This window comes from Mycolicibacterium neoaurum ATCC 25795, assembly GCF_000691525.1.
Lineage (GTDB): Bacteria > Actinomycetota > Actinomycetes > Mycobacteriales > Mycobacteriaceae > Mycobacterium > Mycobacterium neoaurum.
This window is the reverse complement of the sequence record NZ_JMDW01000009.1, coordinates 165,174-180,001: the sequence shown is the minus strand read 5'-3', so window position 1 is coordinate 180,001 and position 14,828 is coordinate 165,174. Positions and strand designations below refer to the sequence as shown.

The 14,828-nt window shown below is 66.5% G+C and carries 17 protein-coding genes; 9 read left to right on the top strand and 8 right to left on the bottom strand.

Features of this window, described 5'->3' with window-relative positions:
* Positions 1-29: 29 nt before the first annotated feature.
* Positions 30-332, bottom strand: a complete 303-nt coding sequence (locus IC40_RS0112795) for a DUF4193 domain-containing protein (RefSeq protein WP_015306517.1) — start codon at positions 330-332, stop codon at positions 30-32.
* A 170-nt stretch (positions 333-502) separates the two neighbouring features.
* On the opposite strand from IC40_RS0112795, the gene cei reads away from it, so the two are divergent.
* Entirely contained in the window at positions 503-1,153 is a 651-nt protein-coding gene (gene cei, locus IC40_RS0112790; RefSeq protein ID WP_030135107.1) for an envelope integrity protein Cei, read from the top strand.
* A 4-nt stretch (positions 1,154-1,157) separates the two neighbouring features.
* On the opposite strand, the gene IC40_RS0112785 is transcribed toward cei, so the two are convergent.
* Complete coding sequence (locus IC40_RS0112785) at positions 1,158-1,967, bottom strand: inositol monophosphatase family protein (RefSeq protein WP_030135106.1); 810 nt, start codon at positions 1,965-1,967, stop codon at positions 1,158-1,160.
* Between the two features lie 70 nt (positions 1,968-2,037).
* Here IC40_RS0112785 and ppgK point away from each other — a divergent pair, with 70 nt between their 5' ends.
* Complete coding sequence (ppgK, locus tag IC40_RS0112780; RefSeq protein WP_030135105.1) at positions 2,038-2,799, top strand: polyphosphate--glucose phosphotransferase; 762 nt, start codon at positions 2,038-2,040, stop codon at positions 2,797-2,799.
* Between the two features lie 185 nt (positions 2,800-2,984).
* On the top strand, positions 2,985-4,388 hold the full coding sequence (locus tag IC40_RS0112775) for an RNA polymerase sigma factor (protein WP_030135104.1): 1,404 nt from the start codon (positions 2,985-2,987) through the stop codon (positions 4,386-4,388).
* A gap of 13 nt (positions 4,389-4,401) precedes the next feature.
* Here IC40_RS0112775 and IC40_RS0112770 read toward each other — a convergent pair whose 3' ends face one another.
* Positions 4,402-5,208 (bottom strand): SDR family NAD(P)-dependent oxidoreductase, encoded by an 807-nt coding sequence (locus tag IC40_RS0112770; protein WP_030135103.1) that lies wholly within the window; start codon positions 5,206-5,208, stop codon positions 4,402-4,404.
* Positions 5,209-5,254: 46 nt separating this feature from the next.
* Complete coding sequence (locus IC40_RS0112765) at positions 5,255-5,611, bottom strand: DUF952 domain-containing protein (RefSeq protein ID WP_030135102.1); 357 nt, start codon at positions 5,609-5,611, stop codon at positions 5,255-5,257.
* A gap of 135 nt (positions 5,612-5,746) precedes the next feature.
* On the opposite strand from IC40_RS0112765, the gene IC40_RS0112760 reads away from it, so the two are divergent.
* Both IC40_RS0112760 and IC40_RS0112755 read left to right on the top strand, forming a co-directional pair.
* Positions 5,747-5,938, top strand: coding sequence for a DUF7455 domain-containing protein (locus IC40_RS0112760; RefSeq protein ID WP_023985651.1), 192 nt, complete (start codon positions 5,747-5,749; stop codon positions 5,936-5,938).
* Between the two features lie 61 nt (positions 5,939-5,999).
* Entirely contained in the window at positions 6,000-6,974 is a 975-nt protein-coding gene (locus tag IC40_RS0112755) for a YihY/virulence factor BrkB family protein (protein ID WP_030135101.1), read from the top strand.
* On the opposite strand, the gene IC40_RS0112750 is transcribed toward IC40_RS0112755, so the two are convergent.
* Positions 6,964-7,200 carry a DUF3039 domain-containing protein gene (locus tag IC40_RS0112750; RefSeq protein ID WP_030135100.1) on the bottom strand — a complete coding sequence of 79 codons (237 nt, stop codon included), beginning with the start codon at positions 7,198-7,200 and terminating at the stop codon, positions 6,964-6,966. The two genes, IC40_RS0112755 and IC40_RS0112750, sit on opposite strands and share 11 nt — an antisense overlap.
* Before the next feature lie 56 nt (positions 7,201-7,256).
* On the opposite strand from IC40_RS0112750, the gene IC40_RS0112745 reads away from it, so the two are divergent.
* From IC40_RS0112745 to IC40_RS0112735, 3 genes are all read left to right on the top strand, one after another.
* Entirely contained in the window at positions 7,257-7,667 is a 411-nt protein-coding gene (locus IC40_RS0112745; RefSeq protein ID WP_030135099.1) for a DUF3099 domain-containing protein, read from the top strand.
* 147 nt (positions 7,668-7,814) lie between these two features.
* Positions 7,815-8,774, top strand: a complete 960-nt coding sequence (locus IC40_RS0112740) for a sigma-70 family RNA polymerase sigma factor (RefSeq protein ID WP_030135098.1) — start codon at positions 7,815-7,817, stop codon at positions 8,772-8,774.
* A 157-nt stretch (positions 8,775-8,931) separates the two neighbouring features.
* Positions 8,932-9,633, top strand: coding sequence for an iron-dependent transcriptional repressor DtxR (locus IC40_RS0112735; RefSeq protein WP_030135097.1), 702 nt, complete (start codon positions 8,932-8,934; stop codon positions 9,631-9,633).
* On the opposite strand, the gene IC40_RS0112730 is transcribed toward IC40_RS0112735, so the two are convergent.
* The 3 genes from IC40_RS0112730 to IC40_RS0112720 form a co-directional block, all read right to left on the bottom strand.
* The gene (locus IC40_RS0112730) at positions 9,630-10,649 is read right to left on the bottom strand and encodes a DUF4192 domain-containing protein (protein ID WP_030135096.1); all 1,020 of its coding nucleotides are present in this window, start codon (positions 10,647-10,649) and stop codon (positions 9,630-9,632) included. The genes IC40_RS0112735 and IC40_RS0112730 overlap by 4 nt on opposite strands.
* Before the next feature lie 91 nt (positions 10,650-10,740).
* A complete protein-coding gene (locus IC40_RS0112725; RefSeq protein ID WP_030135095.1) occupies positions 10,741-11,757 on the bottom strand; it encodes a hemolysin family protein in 1,017 nt (338 codons plus the stop codon).
* Positions 11,750-13,132 carry a hemolysin family protein gene (locus tag IC40_RS0112720; RefSeq protein WP_030135094.1) on the bottom strand — a complete coding sequence of 461 codons (1,383 nt, stop codon included), beginning with the start codon at positions 13,130-13,132 and terminating at the stop codon, positions 11,750-11,752. Before IC40_RS0112720 ends, IC40_RS0112725 begins: the two co-directional genes overlap by 8 nt.
* Before the next feature lie 249 nt (positions 13,133-13,381).
* Between IC40_RS0112720 and sthA the strand changes: the two genes are divergently transcribed.
* Complete coding sequence (gene sthA, locus IC40_RS0112715) at positions 13,382-14,797, top strand: Si-specific NAD(P)(+) transhydrogenase (protein ID WP_030135093.1); 1,416 nt, start codon at positions 13,382-13,384, stop codon at positions 14,795-14,797.
* Positions 14,798-14,828 lie beyond the last annotated feature (31 nt).

Sequence of the window (14,828 nt, the reverse complement as noted above, 5' to 3'; positions counted from 1 at the left end):
ACTGGATCACCGGGACCGGTTATGCGGCGCTAGGCGGCGCAGTCGGTGCAGATCATCACGCCGTTCTTCTCGCTTGCCAACCTGCTGCGGTGGTGCACCAGGAAGCAGCTCGAACAGGTGAACTCGTCGGCCTGCTTGGGCACGACCCGCACCGACAGTTCCTCGCCGGACAGATCGGCGCCGGGCAGTTCGAACGATTCGGCGGACTCCGATTCGTCGACGTCGACGACGGCCGACTGGGCCTCATTGCGTCGCGCCTTGAGCTCTTCGAGCGAATCCTCCGAGACGTCGTCGGTCTCTGTTCGCCGTGGAGCGTCGTAGTCGGTGGCCATTCAATCCCCTCCTATTTCATGCAGCGTCATGCAGCAAGGCTTTGTACCAGCGCAGAACGCCTACGCCAAATGATTCGTGCCCCGATTGGGTTCAGATTGACTGTGATTTATGTCACAGCACAAACGTACTGGTAGAAGCACCCATCGCGGCGTACCTCTAAGGTGCAGTGGTGGTCGCATCCATCACCGACGGCACGGCGTTCGACAAGCACGGTCGGCCGTTCCGTCGCCGCAACGTCATCCCGGTGCTGTGCCTGTTCGTGGTGCTGGCCCTGGTGACCGGCGTGATCTGGGTCGTCGCGCTCAACCAGTCGACCGTGGTGCCCGAAGCGGTGGCCTGCAATGCGCCACCGCCTGCCGCTGACGCGACCCAGACCCAACTCGGCGAACCCGTCTCGCGTACCGAAATGGCCGAGGTGATGCCCGCCCGCCTCGCAGATACCAAGGTGCGCGTCCTCAACGCCAGCGGTCAAGCCGGGCAGGCCGCCGATGTGTCCGGGGCGCTACAGGGTCTGGGCTTCGCCCAGCCCACCGCGGCCAACGACCCGGTGTATGCCAACAGCAGACTCCAATGCCAGGGTCAGATCCGGTTCGGCGAGGCGGGCCGGGCGGCCGCGGCCGCGGTCTGGCTCGTCGCGCCGTGCACCGAGCTGTTCCAGGACGGCCGCACCGATGACACCGTTGACCTGGCGGTCGGCACCGAGTTCAGCGAGTTCAGTCGCAGTGACGATATCGACGCGATGCTGGCCGGCCTGCGGCCCGACGCGACCCAACCGGCCGACGCCGCGCTGCTGACCAAGATCCACAGCGCCACCTGCTGAGCTCTCAGATCCGGCCGGCCAACGCCTCGGCGACACCGGGCGCGGCGGCCATCAGCGCACCGCTCCCGTCGCTCCCTCCGGTGGCAGGCAGTCGCAGCACGGCTCCGGCCTCGGCGGCGATCAGCGCACCGGCCGCCCAGTCCCACACGTGCACGCCGTCCTCGAAATAGGCATCAAGACGTCCCCGCGCCACCATGCACAGGTCCAGCGCGCAGGACCCGATGCGCCGGATATCGCGCACCTGCGGCAACAGCGCGGCCAGCACCTCGGCCTGCCTGGCCCGGTTCGCCGAATCGTAGGAGAAGCCCGTGCCCACCAGCGCCATCGACAGATCGTCGATGGTGTTGCAGCGCAACTCGGTCCGCACACCGGCGCCGGTGACCGTCGCGCCGTGCCCCACCGCCGCCGAGTAGATCTCGCCGGTCGACACATGAGCCACCGCGCCGGCGACCGAGACACCATCGATCTGGACGCCGACGGACACCGCATAGGCCTCGATGCCGTAGACGAAGTTCACCGTCCCGTCGATGGGGTCGATCACCCAAACCGGGACGCCGGGTTCGGCCACCGCCGAACCACCCTCCTCCTCACCGAGGATGGGCTCGCCGGGCCGCAACTCGGCCAGACGGTCACGCAGCAGCCGTTCGGTCTCGGTGTCCACCACGGTCACCGGGTCCGTCGGCGTGCTCTTGGCCTGTACCGCATCGGCGACCGGCGCGGCCCCGAACACCTCTGCCCGTCGGGTCTGCACGAAAGTTGCCGCCTCCGTGGCCAATTGCTCGGACACCTGGCGCAACGTCTGCGGATCAGTCATGGGTACATCGCACCACAACCCGTTAGGGTGATGTCGGATTGCCCGCCGGACCCTGCTGAGGAGCGTTCCAATGACCGATTCGCCCAATACTGGCTTCGGCGTCGACGTCGGCGGCAGCGGTATCAAGGGGGGCATCGTCGACCTCGATACCGGAACCCTCATCGGCGACCGGATCAAACTGGCGACCCCGCAACCTGCCACCCCGGACGCCGTCGCGGCCACCGTGGCGGCCGTGGTCCGCGAGTTCGGCTGGACCGGCCCCCTGGGCGTCACCTATCCGGGCGTGGTGACCAACGGCGTCGTGCGCACCGCGGCCAACGTCGACAAGGGCTGGATCGGCACCAACGCCCCCGAGGTGATCAGCAACGTGCTGGAGGGTCAGCACGTGACCGTGCTCAACGACGCCGATGCCGCGGGCCTTGCCGAGGAGCAATACGGCGCGGGCAAGGACAACAGCGGTCTGATCGTGCTCCTCACGTTCGGCACCGGCATCGGGTCGGCGGTGATCTACAACGGCGTGCTGCTCCCCAATACCGAGTTCGGTCATCTCGAGGTCGACGGCAAGGAAGCCGAGCACCGGGCAGCCTCCTCGGTGAAGGAGCGCAAGGAATGGAACTACCAGCGCTGGACCGAAGAGGTGACCAAGGTGCTGGTGACCATCGAAAACGCGATCTGGCCCGACCTGTTCATCGCCGGCGGTGGTATCAGCCGCAAGGCCGACCGCTGGATCCCGATGCTCAAGAACCGCACGCCCGTGGTGCCTGCCGCGCTGCGCAACTCGGCGGGAATCGTCGGCGCGGCGATGGCCGCCAAGGGCATTCACGTGCAGTAACACACGCCCGGATTTGCCGCTCGGCACGGTGGTGGACCACACTGTCGTTACAATGGTCGACGGCGGCCGCCACCGACAGATAGCGGCGGATATCCCAAGAGATACGACGCCACTATTCGAGACAGCCGAAGAATGTCGGTGACGCCTGCGCGTGGTCACCGTCCAGCATTACCGAGAGGGTGTACGTGGCAGCGACAGAGGCAAGCCCGGCAACCGATGAGCCGGTGAAGGCCACCGCCACCAAGACCGCCGCGAAAAAGGCGCCGGCCAAGAAGGCACCGGCCAAGCGGGCCGCGAAGAAGGCGCCCGCCAAGAAGGCACCGGCCAAGGCCGCATCGCCGCGAGGCAAGAAGGACGAGTCCGGCGAGGAAGTGAACCTCGGCGAGGAACTCGATGGTGCCGATGATCTGGATGTCGAGCCCGGCGACGATCTCGAGGATGTCGAGATCGACGACCTGGAGACCGACGACGAGGCCGACACCGCAGACGCGGATTCCGATGAAGAGGCCGAGGGCGATGACGCGGCCCCCGCCGCGGCCAAGCCGGCCAAGGACGGCGACGACGATATCGCCGAACCGTCCGAGAAGGACAAGGCCTCCGGAGACTTCGTCTGGGACGAAGAGGAATCCGAGGCCCTGCGGCAGGCCCGTAAGGACGCCGAGCTCACCGCCTCGGCGGACTCGGTGCGCGCCTACCTCAAGCAGATCGGTAAGGTCGCGCTGCTCAACGCCGAGGAGGAGGTCGAACTCGCCAAGCGCATCGAGGCCGGCCTGTACGCCACTCAGCTGATGACCGAGCTCACCGAAAAGGGTGAGAAGCTGCCCGCCGCCCAGCGCCGCGACATGCAGTGGATCTGCCGCGACGGTGACCGTGCCAAGAATCATCTGCTGGAGGCGAACCTGCGACTGGTGGTGTCGCTGGCCAAGCGCTACACCGGACGTGGCATGGCGTTCCTGGACCTCATCCAGGAGGGCAACCTCGGCCTGATCCGCGCCGTCGAGAAGTTCGACTACACCAAGGGCTACAAGTTCTCGACCTACGCCACCTGGTGGATCCGCCAGGCCATCACCCGCGCCATGGCCGACCAGGCCCGCACCATCCGCATCCCGGTGCACATGGTCGAGGTCATCAACAAGCTGGGGCGCATCCAGCGTGAGCTGCTTCAGGACCTGGGTCGCGAACCCACCCCCGAAGAACTCGCCAAGGAAATGGACATCACGCCGGAGAAGGTGCTGGAGATCCAGCAGTACGCGCGTGAGCCGATCTCGCTGGACCAGACCATCGGCGACGAGGGTGACAGCCAGCTCGGTGACTTCATCGAGGACTCCGAGGCCGTGGTGGCCGTCGACGCGGTGTCGTTCACGCTGCTGCAGGACCAGCTGCAGTCGGTGCTGGAGACCCTCTCCGAGCGTGAAGCGGGCGTGGTGCGCCTGCGGTTCGGCCTCACCGACGGGCAGCCGCGCACCCTCGACGAGATCGGTCAGGTCTACGGCGTGACGCGTGAGCGCATCCGTCAGATCGAGTCCAAGACGATGAGCAAGCTGCGCCACCCCAGCCGTTCCCAGGTGTTGCGCGACTACCTCGACTAGGTGGTCGGGTCCGTCATCGGACGACGGTGTCGCTGGGCGTCCGCGGGGCGCCCAGCCAGGCGCGGTGCGACGGTGGGCGGCGGCCACCGTCGTCGGTGATGCCGTAGCGCTCACCGAGCTCCGCTCCGATCAGCGTGTGCCCGGACAGCGCGGCCAGCTCCGGATCCGCGAACAGTGCGTCGATCAGATGTCCGGTGAACTCCGGGGTCTCGGCGTGCTCGGCGGTCGCCGCCAAAGCCTCCGGCTTGCCGTCGAACGCGCGCCGCAGCCGCTCGGTGAGCAGGATGCCCATCCAGATCGACACCGTCGCGACATCGGTGCCGCGGAAGTCGACGGCCATATCGGCGGCCATCTTGTCGATCCCAGCCTTCTGCGCCCCATAGGCGGGACCATGCATGTAGCACACCGACCCCGGCGACGAGGTGAAGGCGATCAACCCGCGTGGGCGCCGCAACAGCAGCGGCGCGGCGTGCCAGGACGCGACATATGCCGAGCGGAGGCCGACGTCGAGCACATCGCCGAGGCCGATCGGCTTGTCCCAGAACGGCTTCGACCCGGTCAGGTCGTCATGGACCACGGCGGCGTTGTTGACGAGGAGATCCAGCCCGCCCTCGTCGGCGCCGACGCGCGCGAACAACTCCCCCACGGCGGCATCATCGGCGTGGTCCAGCCGGATCGCCACGCCGCCGGTCGGTGCGGCGTCGATGGTGCGTCCGGTGGCATAGACCTTCCACCCGTGCTCGCCGAGTGCGGTCGCAATGCCGCGCCCGGCACCGCGGCTGGCACCGGTCACCACTGCGACCCGCTGCTCTGAGATCACCGGCTCAACGTACCGGTGACTACCATGGCGGCGTGTCCGAAGACGTTCACCCGAGTGCGGCGAAAAGGCCGTCGGCCGCCGGCAGATACCGCGTGACACTTGTCACAGCAGCGGTCGGCAACGGGCCGTAAAGGTGTGGGAACACCATCGATTCGGGATCGGTCGGCACCCCGGGCTCCCATCGCACCTCATCGGTCAGCGTCCGCGGGTCGATGTGCAGCAGTACCAGATCGGTCCGCCCCGCGAACAAGCGATTGGCGGGCAGATGCACCTGTTCAGGAGTGGAGAGGTGCACGAATCCGACATCGTCCAGCGATGCCGGCCGGTGCTCACCGGCAACGCGGGCCCGCTCCCATTCTTCGGCGGCGCACAGGTGCAAAAGGAGCTCGGTGTGGGTACTCACGCTGTCCAGGTTGCCCGTACGGTAACGCCGGCGCAGTGAGACACGACACACCGGTGAACCCCCGGGGAACAAGGCCAGAACCGAAAACGTCTGACACAGTAGACATACGCACCCAGGCAGAACGGAGGAAGCGCCGTGAACGCAACCCTGATGAGTCCGGAACTGACCCGGGCGGATCGCTGCGACCGCTGCGGTGCCGCCGCACGCGTACGCGCCAAGCTGCCCTCCGGTGCCGAGCTGCTGTTCTGCCAGCATCACGCCAACGAGCACGAGGCGAAGCTGATCGAACTGGCCGCCGTGATCGAGGTCAGTCCGGTCGACGCATAGCGAACATCACGCGCCGCCCCTCGGGGCGGCGCGTGCTTTCGTCGGGAATGCTGGACCAGTGATGAGCGACCAGTCCTCGACAAGACCGTCACGCCACCACATCTGGCCCATCCTCAAGCGCACGCTGTCGAAGGCGTGGGACGATTCGATCTTCTCGGAGTCCGCGCAAGCCGCATTCTGGTGCGCACTCTCATTGCCCCCGCTGTTGCTCGGGATGCTGGGCAGTCTGGCCTATCTCGCTCCGCTGTTCGGTCCCGACACCCTGCCGACCATCGAAGAGCAGTTGATCGGCACCTCGGAACGATTCTTCTCGCAGAACGTCGTCAACGAGATCATCGAGCCGACCATCTACGACATCGTGCGCTCGGCCCGCGGCGAGGTGGTGTCGCTCGGATTCGTCATATCGCTGTGGGCAGGATCGTCGGCCGTGTCGGCCTTCGTGGACTCGGTGGTCGAGGCGCACGATCAGACCCCGCTGCGCCACCCGGTCCGACAGCGCTTCTTCGCGCTCGGTCTCTACGTGATCATGCTGGTCAGCGCGGTGCTGACCGCCCCGTTCATCGCGCTCGGACCGCGCAAGATCACCGAGTACATCCCGGAGAGCTGGTCGCACGCGCTGCAGTACGGCTACTACCCCGTGCTGGTGATCGCGCTGATCGTCGTGGTGACCGTGCTCTATCGCGTCTCGCTACCGAGTCCGCTGCCCACGCATCGACTGGTCGTCGGCGCGGTGTTGGCCACCGCGGTCTTCCTGATCGCCACGTTCAGCCTTCGGTTCTATCTGACCTGGATCACCGCGACCGGCTACACCTATGGCGCACTGGCGACCCCGATCGCCTTCCTGCTGTTCGCCTTCCTGGCGGGCTTCGCGGTGATGATCGGCGCCGAACTCAATGCGGCCATCCAGGAGGAGTGGCCGGCCCCGGTCACGCACGCGGACCGGGTTCGCGAGTGGATATCGGCCAAGACCGACACCGCGCGGGCCGGCACCGCCAAGTCCGAGCCGCGGCCCGATCCAGGCGACGCTACTTCTTGAGTTGCTCGTAGATCTTCTTGCAGTCCGGGCACACCGGCGAACCGGGTTTGGCGGCCTTGGTCACCGGGAACACCTCACCGCATAACGCGACGACATGCGTGCCCATGACGGCACTTTCGGCGATCTTGTCCTTCTTTACGTAATGAAAGACCTTGGGGGCGTCGTCATCTGTCCCGTCGTCGACGCGTTCGTCGGTATCGGGCCGCTCGATGGTCTGGGTCTGCATCCCACCATTGTGCCCGGCAGGTGCGGGAGGTGTCGCGGGTGTGGGACAGTAAAGATATGAAACAAAGCCCTGAGCTGAGTTTCGACGACCAAGGTCGCCCGGTGCTCATCACCCGCGCTGCACTTCCCCACGACGAGCAGCACCGCGCCCGGGTGCGCAAGTACCTGACGCTGATGTCCTTCCGCATTCCCGCGCTCGTACTGGCCGCCGTCGCCTACGGGGTCTGGCACAACGGATTGATCTCGCTGGCGATCATCGTGGCCTCGATCCCGCTGCCGTGGATCGCGGTGCTGATCGCCAACGACCGTCCGCCGCGCAGCGCCTCCGAGCCGCGCCGCTACCCCGATGCTCGTTCGGGCCGGCGTACTCCGCTGTTCCCGACGGCCGAGCGTCCGGCGCTGCAGGCACCCGTGCGGCCCGATCCGAGTGCGGGCAGTCCGCATGCGGGCCCCGGCGTTCCCGACTGAGCAGCCTCTTCGGCACTTCTCAGGACATTCTCAGGTCGTCTGTTTAAAGCCGCAGGTCAGGTGGTATGCCACTGGAACCGAGCGGGAACTCACGAACCCCCTCGGGCGTTGTACGCAGTGACAGTTCCGCCGAGCAGGAGGCCGTAAATGGCGATCGCCACCGCAAGCCGCATCGATTCCGATCTGGACGCCCAGAGCCCCGCCGCAGACCTGGTCCGCGTGTATCTCAACGGCATCGGTAAGACCGCGCTGCTGAACGCGGCCGACGAAGTCGAGCTGGCCAAACGCATCGAGGCCGGTCTGTACGCCCAGCATGTCTTGGACACCAAGAAGCGTCTCGGCGAGGCGAAACGCCGCGATCTGGCGGCCGTGGTCCGTGACGGTGACGCAGCGCGTCGTCATCTGTTGGAGGCCAACCTGCGTCTGGTGGTGTCGCTGGCCAAGCGTTATACCGGTCGCGGCATGCCGTTGCTGGACCTGATCCAGGAGGGCAACCTCGGATTGATCCGCGCGATGGAGAAGTTCGACTACGCCAAAGGCTTCAAGTTCTCGACCTACGCGACGTGGTGGATCCGCCAGGCCATCACCCGCGGTATGGCCGATCAGAGCCGCACCATCCGGCTTCCCGTCCACCTCGTCGAACAGGTCAACAAGTTGGCCCGCATCAAGCGCGAGATGCATCAGAATCTCGGTCGTGAGGCCACCGACGAAGAGCTGGCCGAGGAGTCGGGCATCCCGGTCGAGAAGATCACCGACCTGCTGGAGCACAGCCGCGACCCGGTGAGCCTGGACATGCCGGTCGGCAGTGACGAAGAGGCACCGTTGGGTGACTTCATCGAGGACGCCGAGGCGATGTCGGCCGAGAACGCCGTGATCTCCGAGCTCCTGCATACCGATATCCGGTATGTGCTTGCCACCCTCGACGAGCGTGAGCAGCAGGTCATCCGGCTGCGCTTCGGTCTGGACGACGGCCAGCCGCGCACCCTCGATCAGATCGGCAAGCTGTTCGGGCTGTCCCGCGAGCGGGTCCGCCAGATCGAGCGCGAAGTGATGTCCAAGCTCCGCAACGGAGATCGGGCCGAGCGGTTGCGGTCATACGCCAGCTGAACCCAGACCACCCACCCCGTGATGCCCGTCGCGTTCCGCGGCGGGCATCACGACGTCGTGGATGTGCACCTGGATGTTCACAAGGGATGTTGGAACCCTGCTCACGACACCGGCCAGCTAGACTCGGGTGGTAACAGCAGGGCCTGGAAGGTAGGGCATGAACGACCTCATCGATACCACCGAGATGTACCTGCGGACGATCTATGACCTCGAGGAAGAGGGCGTGGTGCCGCTGCGGGCCCGCATCGCCGAACGTCTGGATCAGAGCGGACCGACCGTGAGTCAGACCGTGTCCCGGATGGAACGCGACGGCTTGTTGCACGTCGCCGGTGACCGCCATCTCGAACTCACCGAGAAGGGCCGCAATCTGGCCGTCTCCGTGATGCGCAAACACCGCCTTGCCGAGCGGCTGCTCGTCGACGTGATCGGACTCCCCTGGGAGGAAGTGCATGCCGAGGCATGCCGCTGGGAGCACGTGATGAGCGAGGATGTCGAGCGCCGTCTGGTGCAGGTGCTGGACAACCCGACGACCTCTCCCTTCGGTAATCCGATTCCAGGGCTGTCCGAACTCGGCTTCGGCGGGGCCGATTCCGACGGGGATGCGAATCTGGTCCGCCTGACCGAACTGCCGGCCGGCTCCCCGGTCGCGGTGGTGGTGCGCCAGCTGACCGAACACGTCCAGGGCGATGTCGAGCTGATCGGCAGGCTCAAGGATGCCGGTGTGGTCCCCAATGCGCGCGTGACCGTGCAGGTCGGCGACGATCCCGGCGATCAGGGCGTTCTGATCCTGATGCCAGGACACCAGGACGTCGAGCTGCCCCATCACATGGCGCACGCGGTGAAGGTCGAAAAGGTCTAGCCCGCTCGGCGCCCGTAGGTCAGCCGCGGCGGCAACCGCACGCCCAGTTGCCCGGCGATCCGGTAGCCGGACAACGCCAGCTCCCGGATCTGCTCGGGCCGCATGCCGGACTGCAACGCACAGTCGAGCATGGTCGCCATCCGGTGCGTCGGGTCGATACCGACGGCCGCCTCCAGCGCGATCCCTGCCAGCGGCCCGTCACCGCGGGCATACGCCGAGAATGCGAGCAGCGTCAGCACCTCCTGCCGCCACGGCACCGGGACCAAGCGCGCCAGCGTCGCCCACAGCGTCTCGGCAGCGGCAGCGGAATCGCCGACCGCCAAGGCGTAGAGCGTGTCTCGAACACGTGGATCCCGTAGCGCACCGACCACGACGATGATGTCGGCATCGGCGGGTTCTTGGCCCGCGGCCACTCGGCGGGCAAGAGTCATGGCCGATTCGATCGCCCGCCGAGCCGCTGCGGCACTGAGCTGGCCCCGCCGAGCCGATCGCAGTGCCTGTGCCAGACCTGCGCCGCGCTCGGGATCGGTCGTGCTGACCACGGCCTGTAGCTCGTCACGGCGCCGATAGAGCCGACGCCCACCCAGCACTGCCTCGGCCGCCAGCGGAGAACAGTCCGGGTCGTCGATGACGCCCTGCGCACCGCATCCACACACGCAGTACCACCGACCGTCGGCGGTGATCCGATCCACGGCGAGCACCGCCAGCAGGTCGACTCCCTCCTCCGACATCGACCCGGCGAGGTCGTCGGCGAGCGCCTCGTGGTCGGCTCCGTCTGCATCGACGATCACGGCGACCGCCCCGTCATGACCCGAGCCGGCCACCACCTCGGCCAACGCGGCGGTGTTGCCGACCAGACCGGGCGTCAGGTCAACCCGCATGACGCAGCCCATCTCACCGCCGTCGAGGGTGACGATCGTCAGCGAATGTTCCGGGACGAAGCCCAGGACCGCGGGCAGCGCGGCGATCAGCGATGCGGGCCGACCGATGTCGAATCCGCGAGGTTGTTGTGTCATACCGATGATCGTCACGGCATGCTCCGACGACTGCCCCCGACCGGGCGACCGCCATAGGTTCGCTGTGGATCAACCCGGCACTGTGGATAACTCAGCTCACCGCGTCGGCGGTGGGCAGTAGTCGCTTGAGCACATCGGTCAGCGTGATGAGGCCCAGGACGCTGCCCTCGGCATCGGTCACCACCACCAGATGGTTGCGGGTCTCACGCATGGTCCGCAGCGCTGCGTAGGCGGGCACATCGACCGTCAATTCCAGAGCCGGACGCATCAGGTCGGCGGCTGTCGTGCCGGGGTCGGCCTGCACGGTATCGCGCACGTGCACGACCCCCAGCACGGTTCCGTTGTCGCGGACCAGAAGTCGGAGGTGACCGGTGCGCAGTGACTCCGCCTGGATATCCGCCGTGCCGGCCGCGGAGCGGACGCTGCTGGGCTCGGCACCGGTGCGCAGCATGTCCCCGACGGTCAGCGCCTCCAGCTCCAATGCGCTCACCAGATGCCCGTGATAGCGCTCGTCCAAGGTGCCCACGGTGGCCGAGTGCTCGACGAGATGCCGCAGCGCGTCGGGATCCTGACCGGTGGCAACCTGATCGACGGGTTCGACCCCGACCTTGCGCAGGCACCAGTTGGCCAGGCGGTTCAGCGTGCCGATCACGGGGCGGGTCACCCACATGAACGCCCGCATCGGCAACGCCAACATGGTCGCCGACCGTTCGGGATGGGCGATGGCCCAGGACTTCGGGGCCATCTCGCCGACGACCAGGTGCAGGAACGTCACGATGATCAGCGCAAGCACGAACCCGCCGACATCAGCCAGCCATGACGGCGCACCCCAGCCCGCGATCGCCGGGGTCAACCAATGGTGCACGGCGGGTTTCGTGATGGCGCCCAGCGCCAGGGTGCAGATCGTGATACCCAGTTGCGACCCGGCCAACAGAACCGACAACTCGGAGGCCGAACGCAGCGCTGCGCGGGCCGAGCGGCTATGCGGCGCGGCATCTTCCAGACGGTGGCGCCGTGCCGCGATCAAGGCGAACTCGACGGCTACGAAGAATGCGCTGGCCGCGATCAGCGACGCGGTCACCAGAGCGACCACCCACGGGTTACTCATCATCGCCCTCCTGCACGGTCTCGGCAGGAACGTCGGCCAGGCTCACCAAAACCCTTGCCGGCACATGCTTTTCGACGGCCTGGACGGTGGCGTCGAGGCGGTGCTGCAACGGCGGATGATCGGCGATCAATTCGGCGGGCTCGACGCCGAGGTCGACCGAAACGGCATCCCCGACACCGGGCAGACCACCGAACTCGGCGATCAGCAACCCGGCCAGTGTCTCGTAGTCACCCTCGGGCAGGTCGTGGCCGACCACTCGGCTCAGCTCGTCGAGTGCGACGTCCCCGCGCACCAACCAACCACCATCGGTGGGCACCACATCATCATCGGCCGAGTCCTTGTCGTGTTCGTCGTCGATCTCACCGACCAATTCCTCCGCGAGATCCTCGATGGTGAGCACACCGGCGAAACCGCCGTATTCGTCTATCACGAGCGCCATCTCGTCGCCTGCCTCGCTGAGGGTGCGCAATGCCGACGGCAACGGCATGGTCTCCGGCAGGATCACCGCCGGTCGGCAATTCGCCCCGGCGGTGGCCGATGGATCGGGGGCTTCCAGCAGGTCGTGCAGATGGACGACGCCGACCAGATCGTCCGGCGTTCCGCCGATCACCGGGTACCGGGTGTGACCGGTGGCCATCTTCGTCAGCACCGCGCCCACCAGATCGTCGGCACCGACCACATCCACCCGGGCCCGCGGGATCATCGCGTGCTCGGCGGTACGGGTCGGAAAGTCCAGGATCCGGTCCAGCAGGGTGGACAGCTCCTCGGGGATGTCCCCCGCCTCGCGCGAGTCGGCGACGATGTGTTCGAGGTCGCGGGCGGTCGCCGAGTGCTCGACATCGTGCACCGGTTCGATGCGCAGTGCGCGCAGCAGCAGGTTCGACGATGCGTCGAACAATTTGATCAACCAGCCGAACACAGCCAGGTAGATATTGGTGGACAACGCCAGCCAGCGGGCCACGGGTTCAGGCCGGGCGATCGCCAGGTTCTTCGGGAACAGCTCACCGAAGACCATCTGCACCACGGTGGAGAACACCATGGCCAGCACCGTGCCGATGGCGATGCCCAGCGCCAGCGGCACTCCGATGCCGCCGAGCAGCTCCCCCAGCCCCTTACCGATGAGCGGTTCGGCGACATAACCCACCAGCAGGCCGGTGACGGTGATACCCAGCTGGGCGCCGGACAACATGAACGAGGTGCGGCGGGTGACCTGCAGTGCGCGCGCGGCGCCGGTGTCACCGGCTTGGGCGCTGGCCTTCAGACGCGACCGGTCGACCGCCATGTAGGCGAACTCCTGAGCCACGAAATAGCCGGTCAGGGCGGTGATGGCAGATACCACCACGATGCCGAGCAGAATTCCGAGTGCGGTCAGCATGTCGCCTCCTCGGCGACAACGAACTTCTCGGTGCCGGTCTCAACGGGCCGGCGGCGGGGTCTTCGGGGTTTGCGCTTGGCGCGTCGCATTGTGCTCTCTGTGTGGTCGGAAACTCCGTCAGCAATAGAGACGAACGACATTGCCAGGAAGTTCCCGCGATCGAGAGAACCGCCCACACCCGCAAATGTTCACACGGATTTTGCCGTCCCCGGAATGCGCGCACCCCACCGCGCGCGTAGGACTGCACCCATGGGTTCCACGCAGGAGTACGACCTCGTCGTCATCGGTTCCGGGCCGGGCGGCCAGAAGGCGGCCATCGCCGCGGCCAAACTGGGCAAGTCGGTGGCGGTGATCGAACGTGGCCGAATGCTCGGTGGGGTCTGTGTCAACACCGGGACCATCCCGAGCAAGACCCTGCGCGAAGCCGTCATCTATCTGACCGGCATGAACCAGCGCGAGCTCTACGGGGCCAGCTACCGGGTCAAGGAGAAGATCACCCCCGCCGATCTGCTGGCGCGCACCCAGCATGTCATCGGCAAGGAGATCGACGTGGTCCGCTCGCAGCTCATGCGCAACCGCGTGGAGCTCTACGTGGGGCTCGCACGGTTCCTCGATGCCCACACCGTTCACGTCGAGGACCCGAGCCGGGCCGAACGCGTCACCGTCAGGGGTCGCAACATCGTGATAGCCGCAGGCACCAAACCCGCCCGGCCCGCCGGTGTCGATTTCGACGCGGAGCGGGTGCTGGACTCCGACGGGATTCTGGACCTCAAGACCATCCCGACATCGATGGTCGTCGTGGGTGCGGGTGTGATCGGCATCGAGTACGCCTCGATGTTCGCCGCCCTGGGCACCAAGGTCACGGTGGTCGAAAAGCGTTCGAACATGCTGGAATTCTGTGATCCGGAGATCATCGAGTCGTTGAAGTTCCACCTGCGCGATCTCGCGGTGACGTTCCGGTTCGGCGAAGAGGTCACCGCGGTGGATGTCGGGCCTTCGGGCACCGTCACCACCCTGGCCAGCGGTAAGCAGATCCCGGCCCAGACCGTGATGTACTCGGCCGGAAGGCAGGGGCAGACCGACGAGCTGGACCTGCCCAACGCCGGCCTGGAGGCCGACAACCGCGGCCGGATCTTCGTCGACGACAACTATCAGACCAAGGTCGACCACATCTACGCCGTCGGCGACGTGATCGGCTTCCCGGCGCTGGCCGCGACATCGATGGATCAGGGCAGGCTGGCGGCTTATCACGCCTTCGGCGAGCCGTGCCACGCGATGACCGAGTTGCAGCCCATCGGCATCTATTCGATTCCCGAGGTCTCCTATGTCGGTGCCACCGAGGTGGACCTGACCAAGGATTCGGTGCCCTACGAGGTCGGAGTGTCGCGGTACCGGGAGCTGGCCCGCGGACAGATCGCCGGCGACTCCTACGGCATGCTCAAACTGCTGGTGTCGACCGAGGATCTACGTCTGCTGGGCGTGCACATCTTCGGGACCAACGCCACCGAGATGGTGCACATCGGTCAGGCGGTCATGGGCTGTGGTGGCAGCATCGAATATCTCGTCGATGCGGTGTTCAACTACCCCACATTCTCGGAGGCCTACAAGGTGGCCGCGCTCGATGTGATGAACAAGCTGCGCGCGCTCGACCAGTTCCGGAACTGACCGGGAAGGGACCGCCACCTGTGCGGTGTTG

What these genes read in the sequence shown, in the direction of transcription:
- IC40_RS0112755 (WP_030135101.1), top strand. Translation starts at nt 6,000, where the DNA reads ATGAGCGACCAGTCCTCGACAAGACCGTCACGCCACCACATCTGGCCC.
- IC40_RS0112725 (WP_030135095.1), bottom strand. Translation starts at nt 11,757, where the DNA reads ATGAGTAACCCGTGGGTGGTCGCTCTGGTGACCGCGTCGCTGATCGCG.
- IC40_RS0112745 (WP_030135099.1), top strand. Translation starts at nt 7,257, where the DNA reads ATGAAACAAAGCCCTGAGCTGAGTTTCGACGACCAAGGTCGCCCGGTG.
- IC40_RS0112785 (WP_030135106.1), bottom strand. Translation starts at nt 1,967, where the DNA reads ATGACTGATCCGCAGACGTTGCGCCAGGTGTCCGAGCAATTGGCCACG.
- IC40_RS0112720 (WP_030135094.1), bottom strand. Translation starts at nt 13,132, where the DNA reads ATGCTGACCGCACTCGGAATTCTGCTCGGCATCGTGGTGGTATCTGCC.
- ppgK (WP_030135105.1), top strand. Translation starts at nt 2,038, where the DNA reads ATGACCGATTCGCCCAATACTGGCTTCGGCGTCGACGTCGGCGGCAGC.
- IC40_RS0112730 (WP_030135096.1), bottom strand. Translation starts at nt 10,649, where the DNA reads ATGACACAACAACCTCGCGGATTCGACATCGGTCGGCCCGCATCGCTG.
- IC40_RS0112795 (WP_015306517.1), bottom strand. Translation starts at nt 332, where the DNA reads ATGGCCACCGACTACGACGCTCCACGGCGAACAGAGACCGACGACGTC.
- IC40_RS0112735 (WP_030135097.1), top strand. Translation starts at nt 8,932, where the DNA reads ATGAACGACCTCATCGATACCACCGAGATGTACCTGCGGACGATCTAT.
- sthA (WP_030135093.1), top strand. Translation starts at nt 13,382, where the DNA reads ATGGGTTCCACGCAGGAGTACGACCTCGTCGTCATCGGTTCCGGGCCG.
- IC40_RS0112750 (WP_030135100.1), bottom strand. Translation starts at nt 7,200, where the DNA reads ATGCAGACCCAGACCATCGAGCGGCCCGATACCGACGAACGCGTCGAC.
- IC40_RS0112740 (WP_030135098.1), top strand. Translation starts at nt 7,815, where the DNA reads ATGGCGATCGCCACCGCAAGCCGCATCGATTCCGATCTGGACGCCCAG.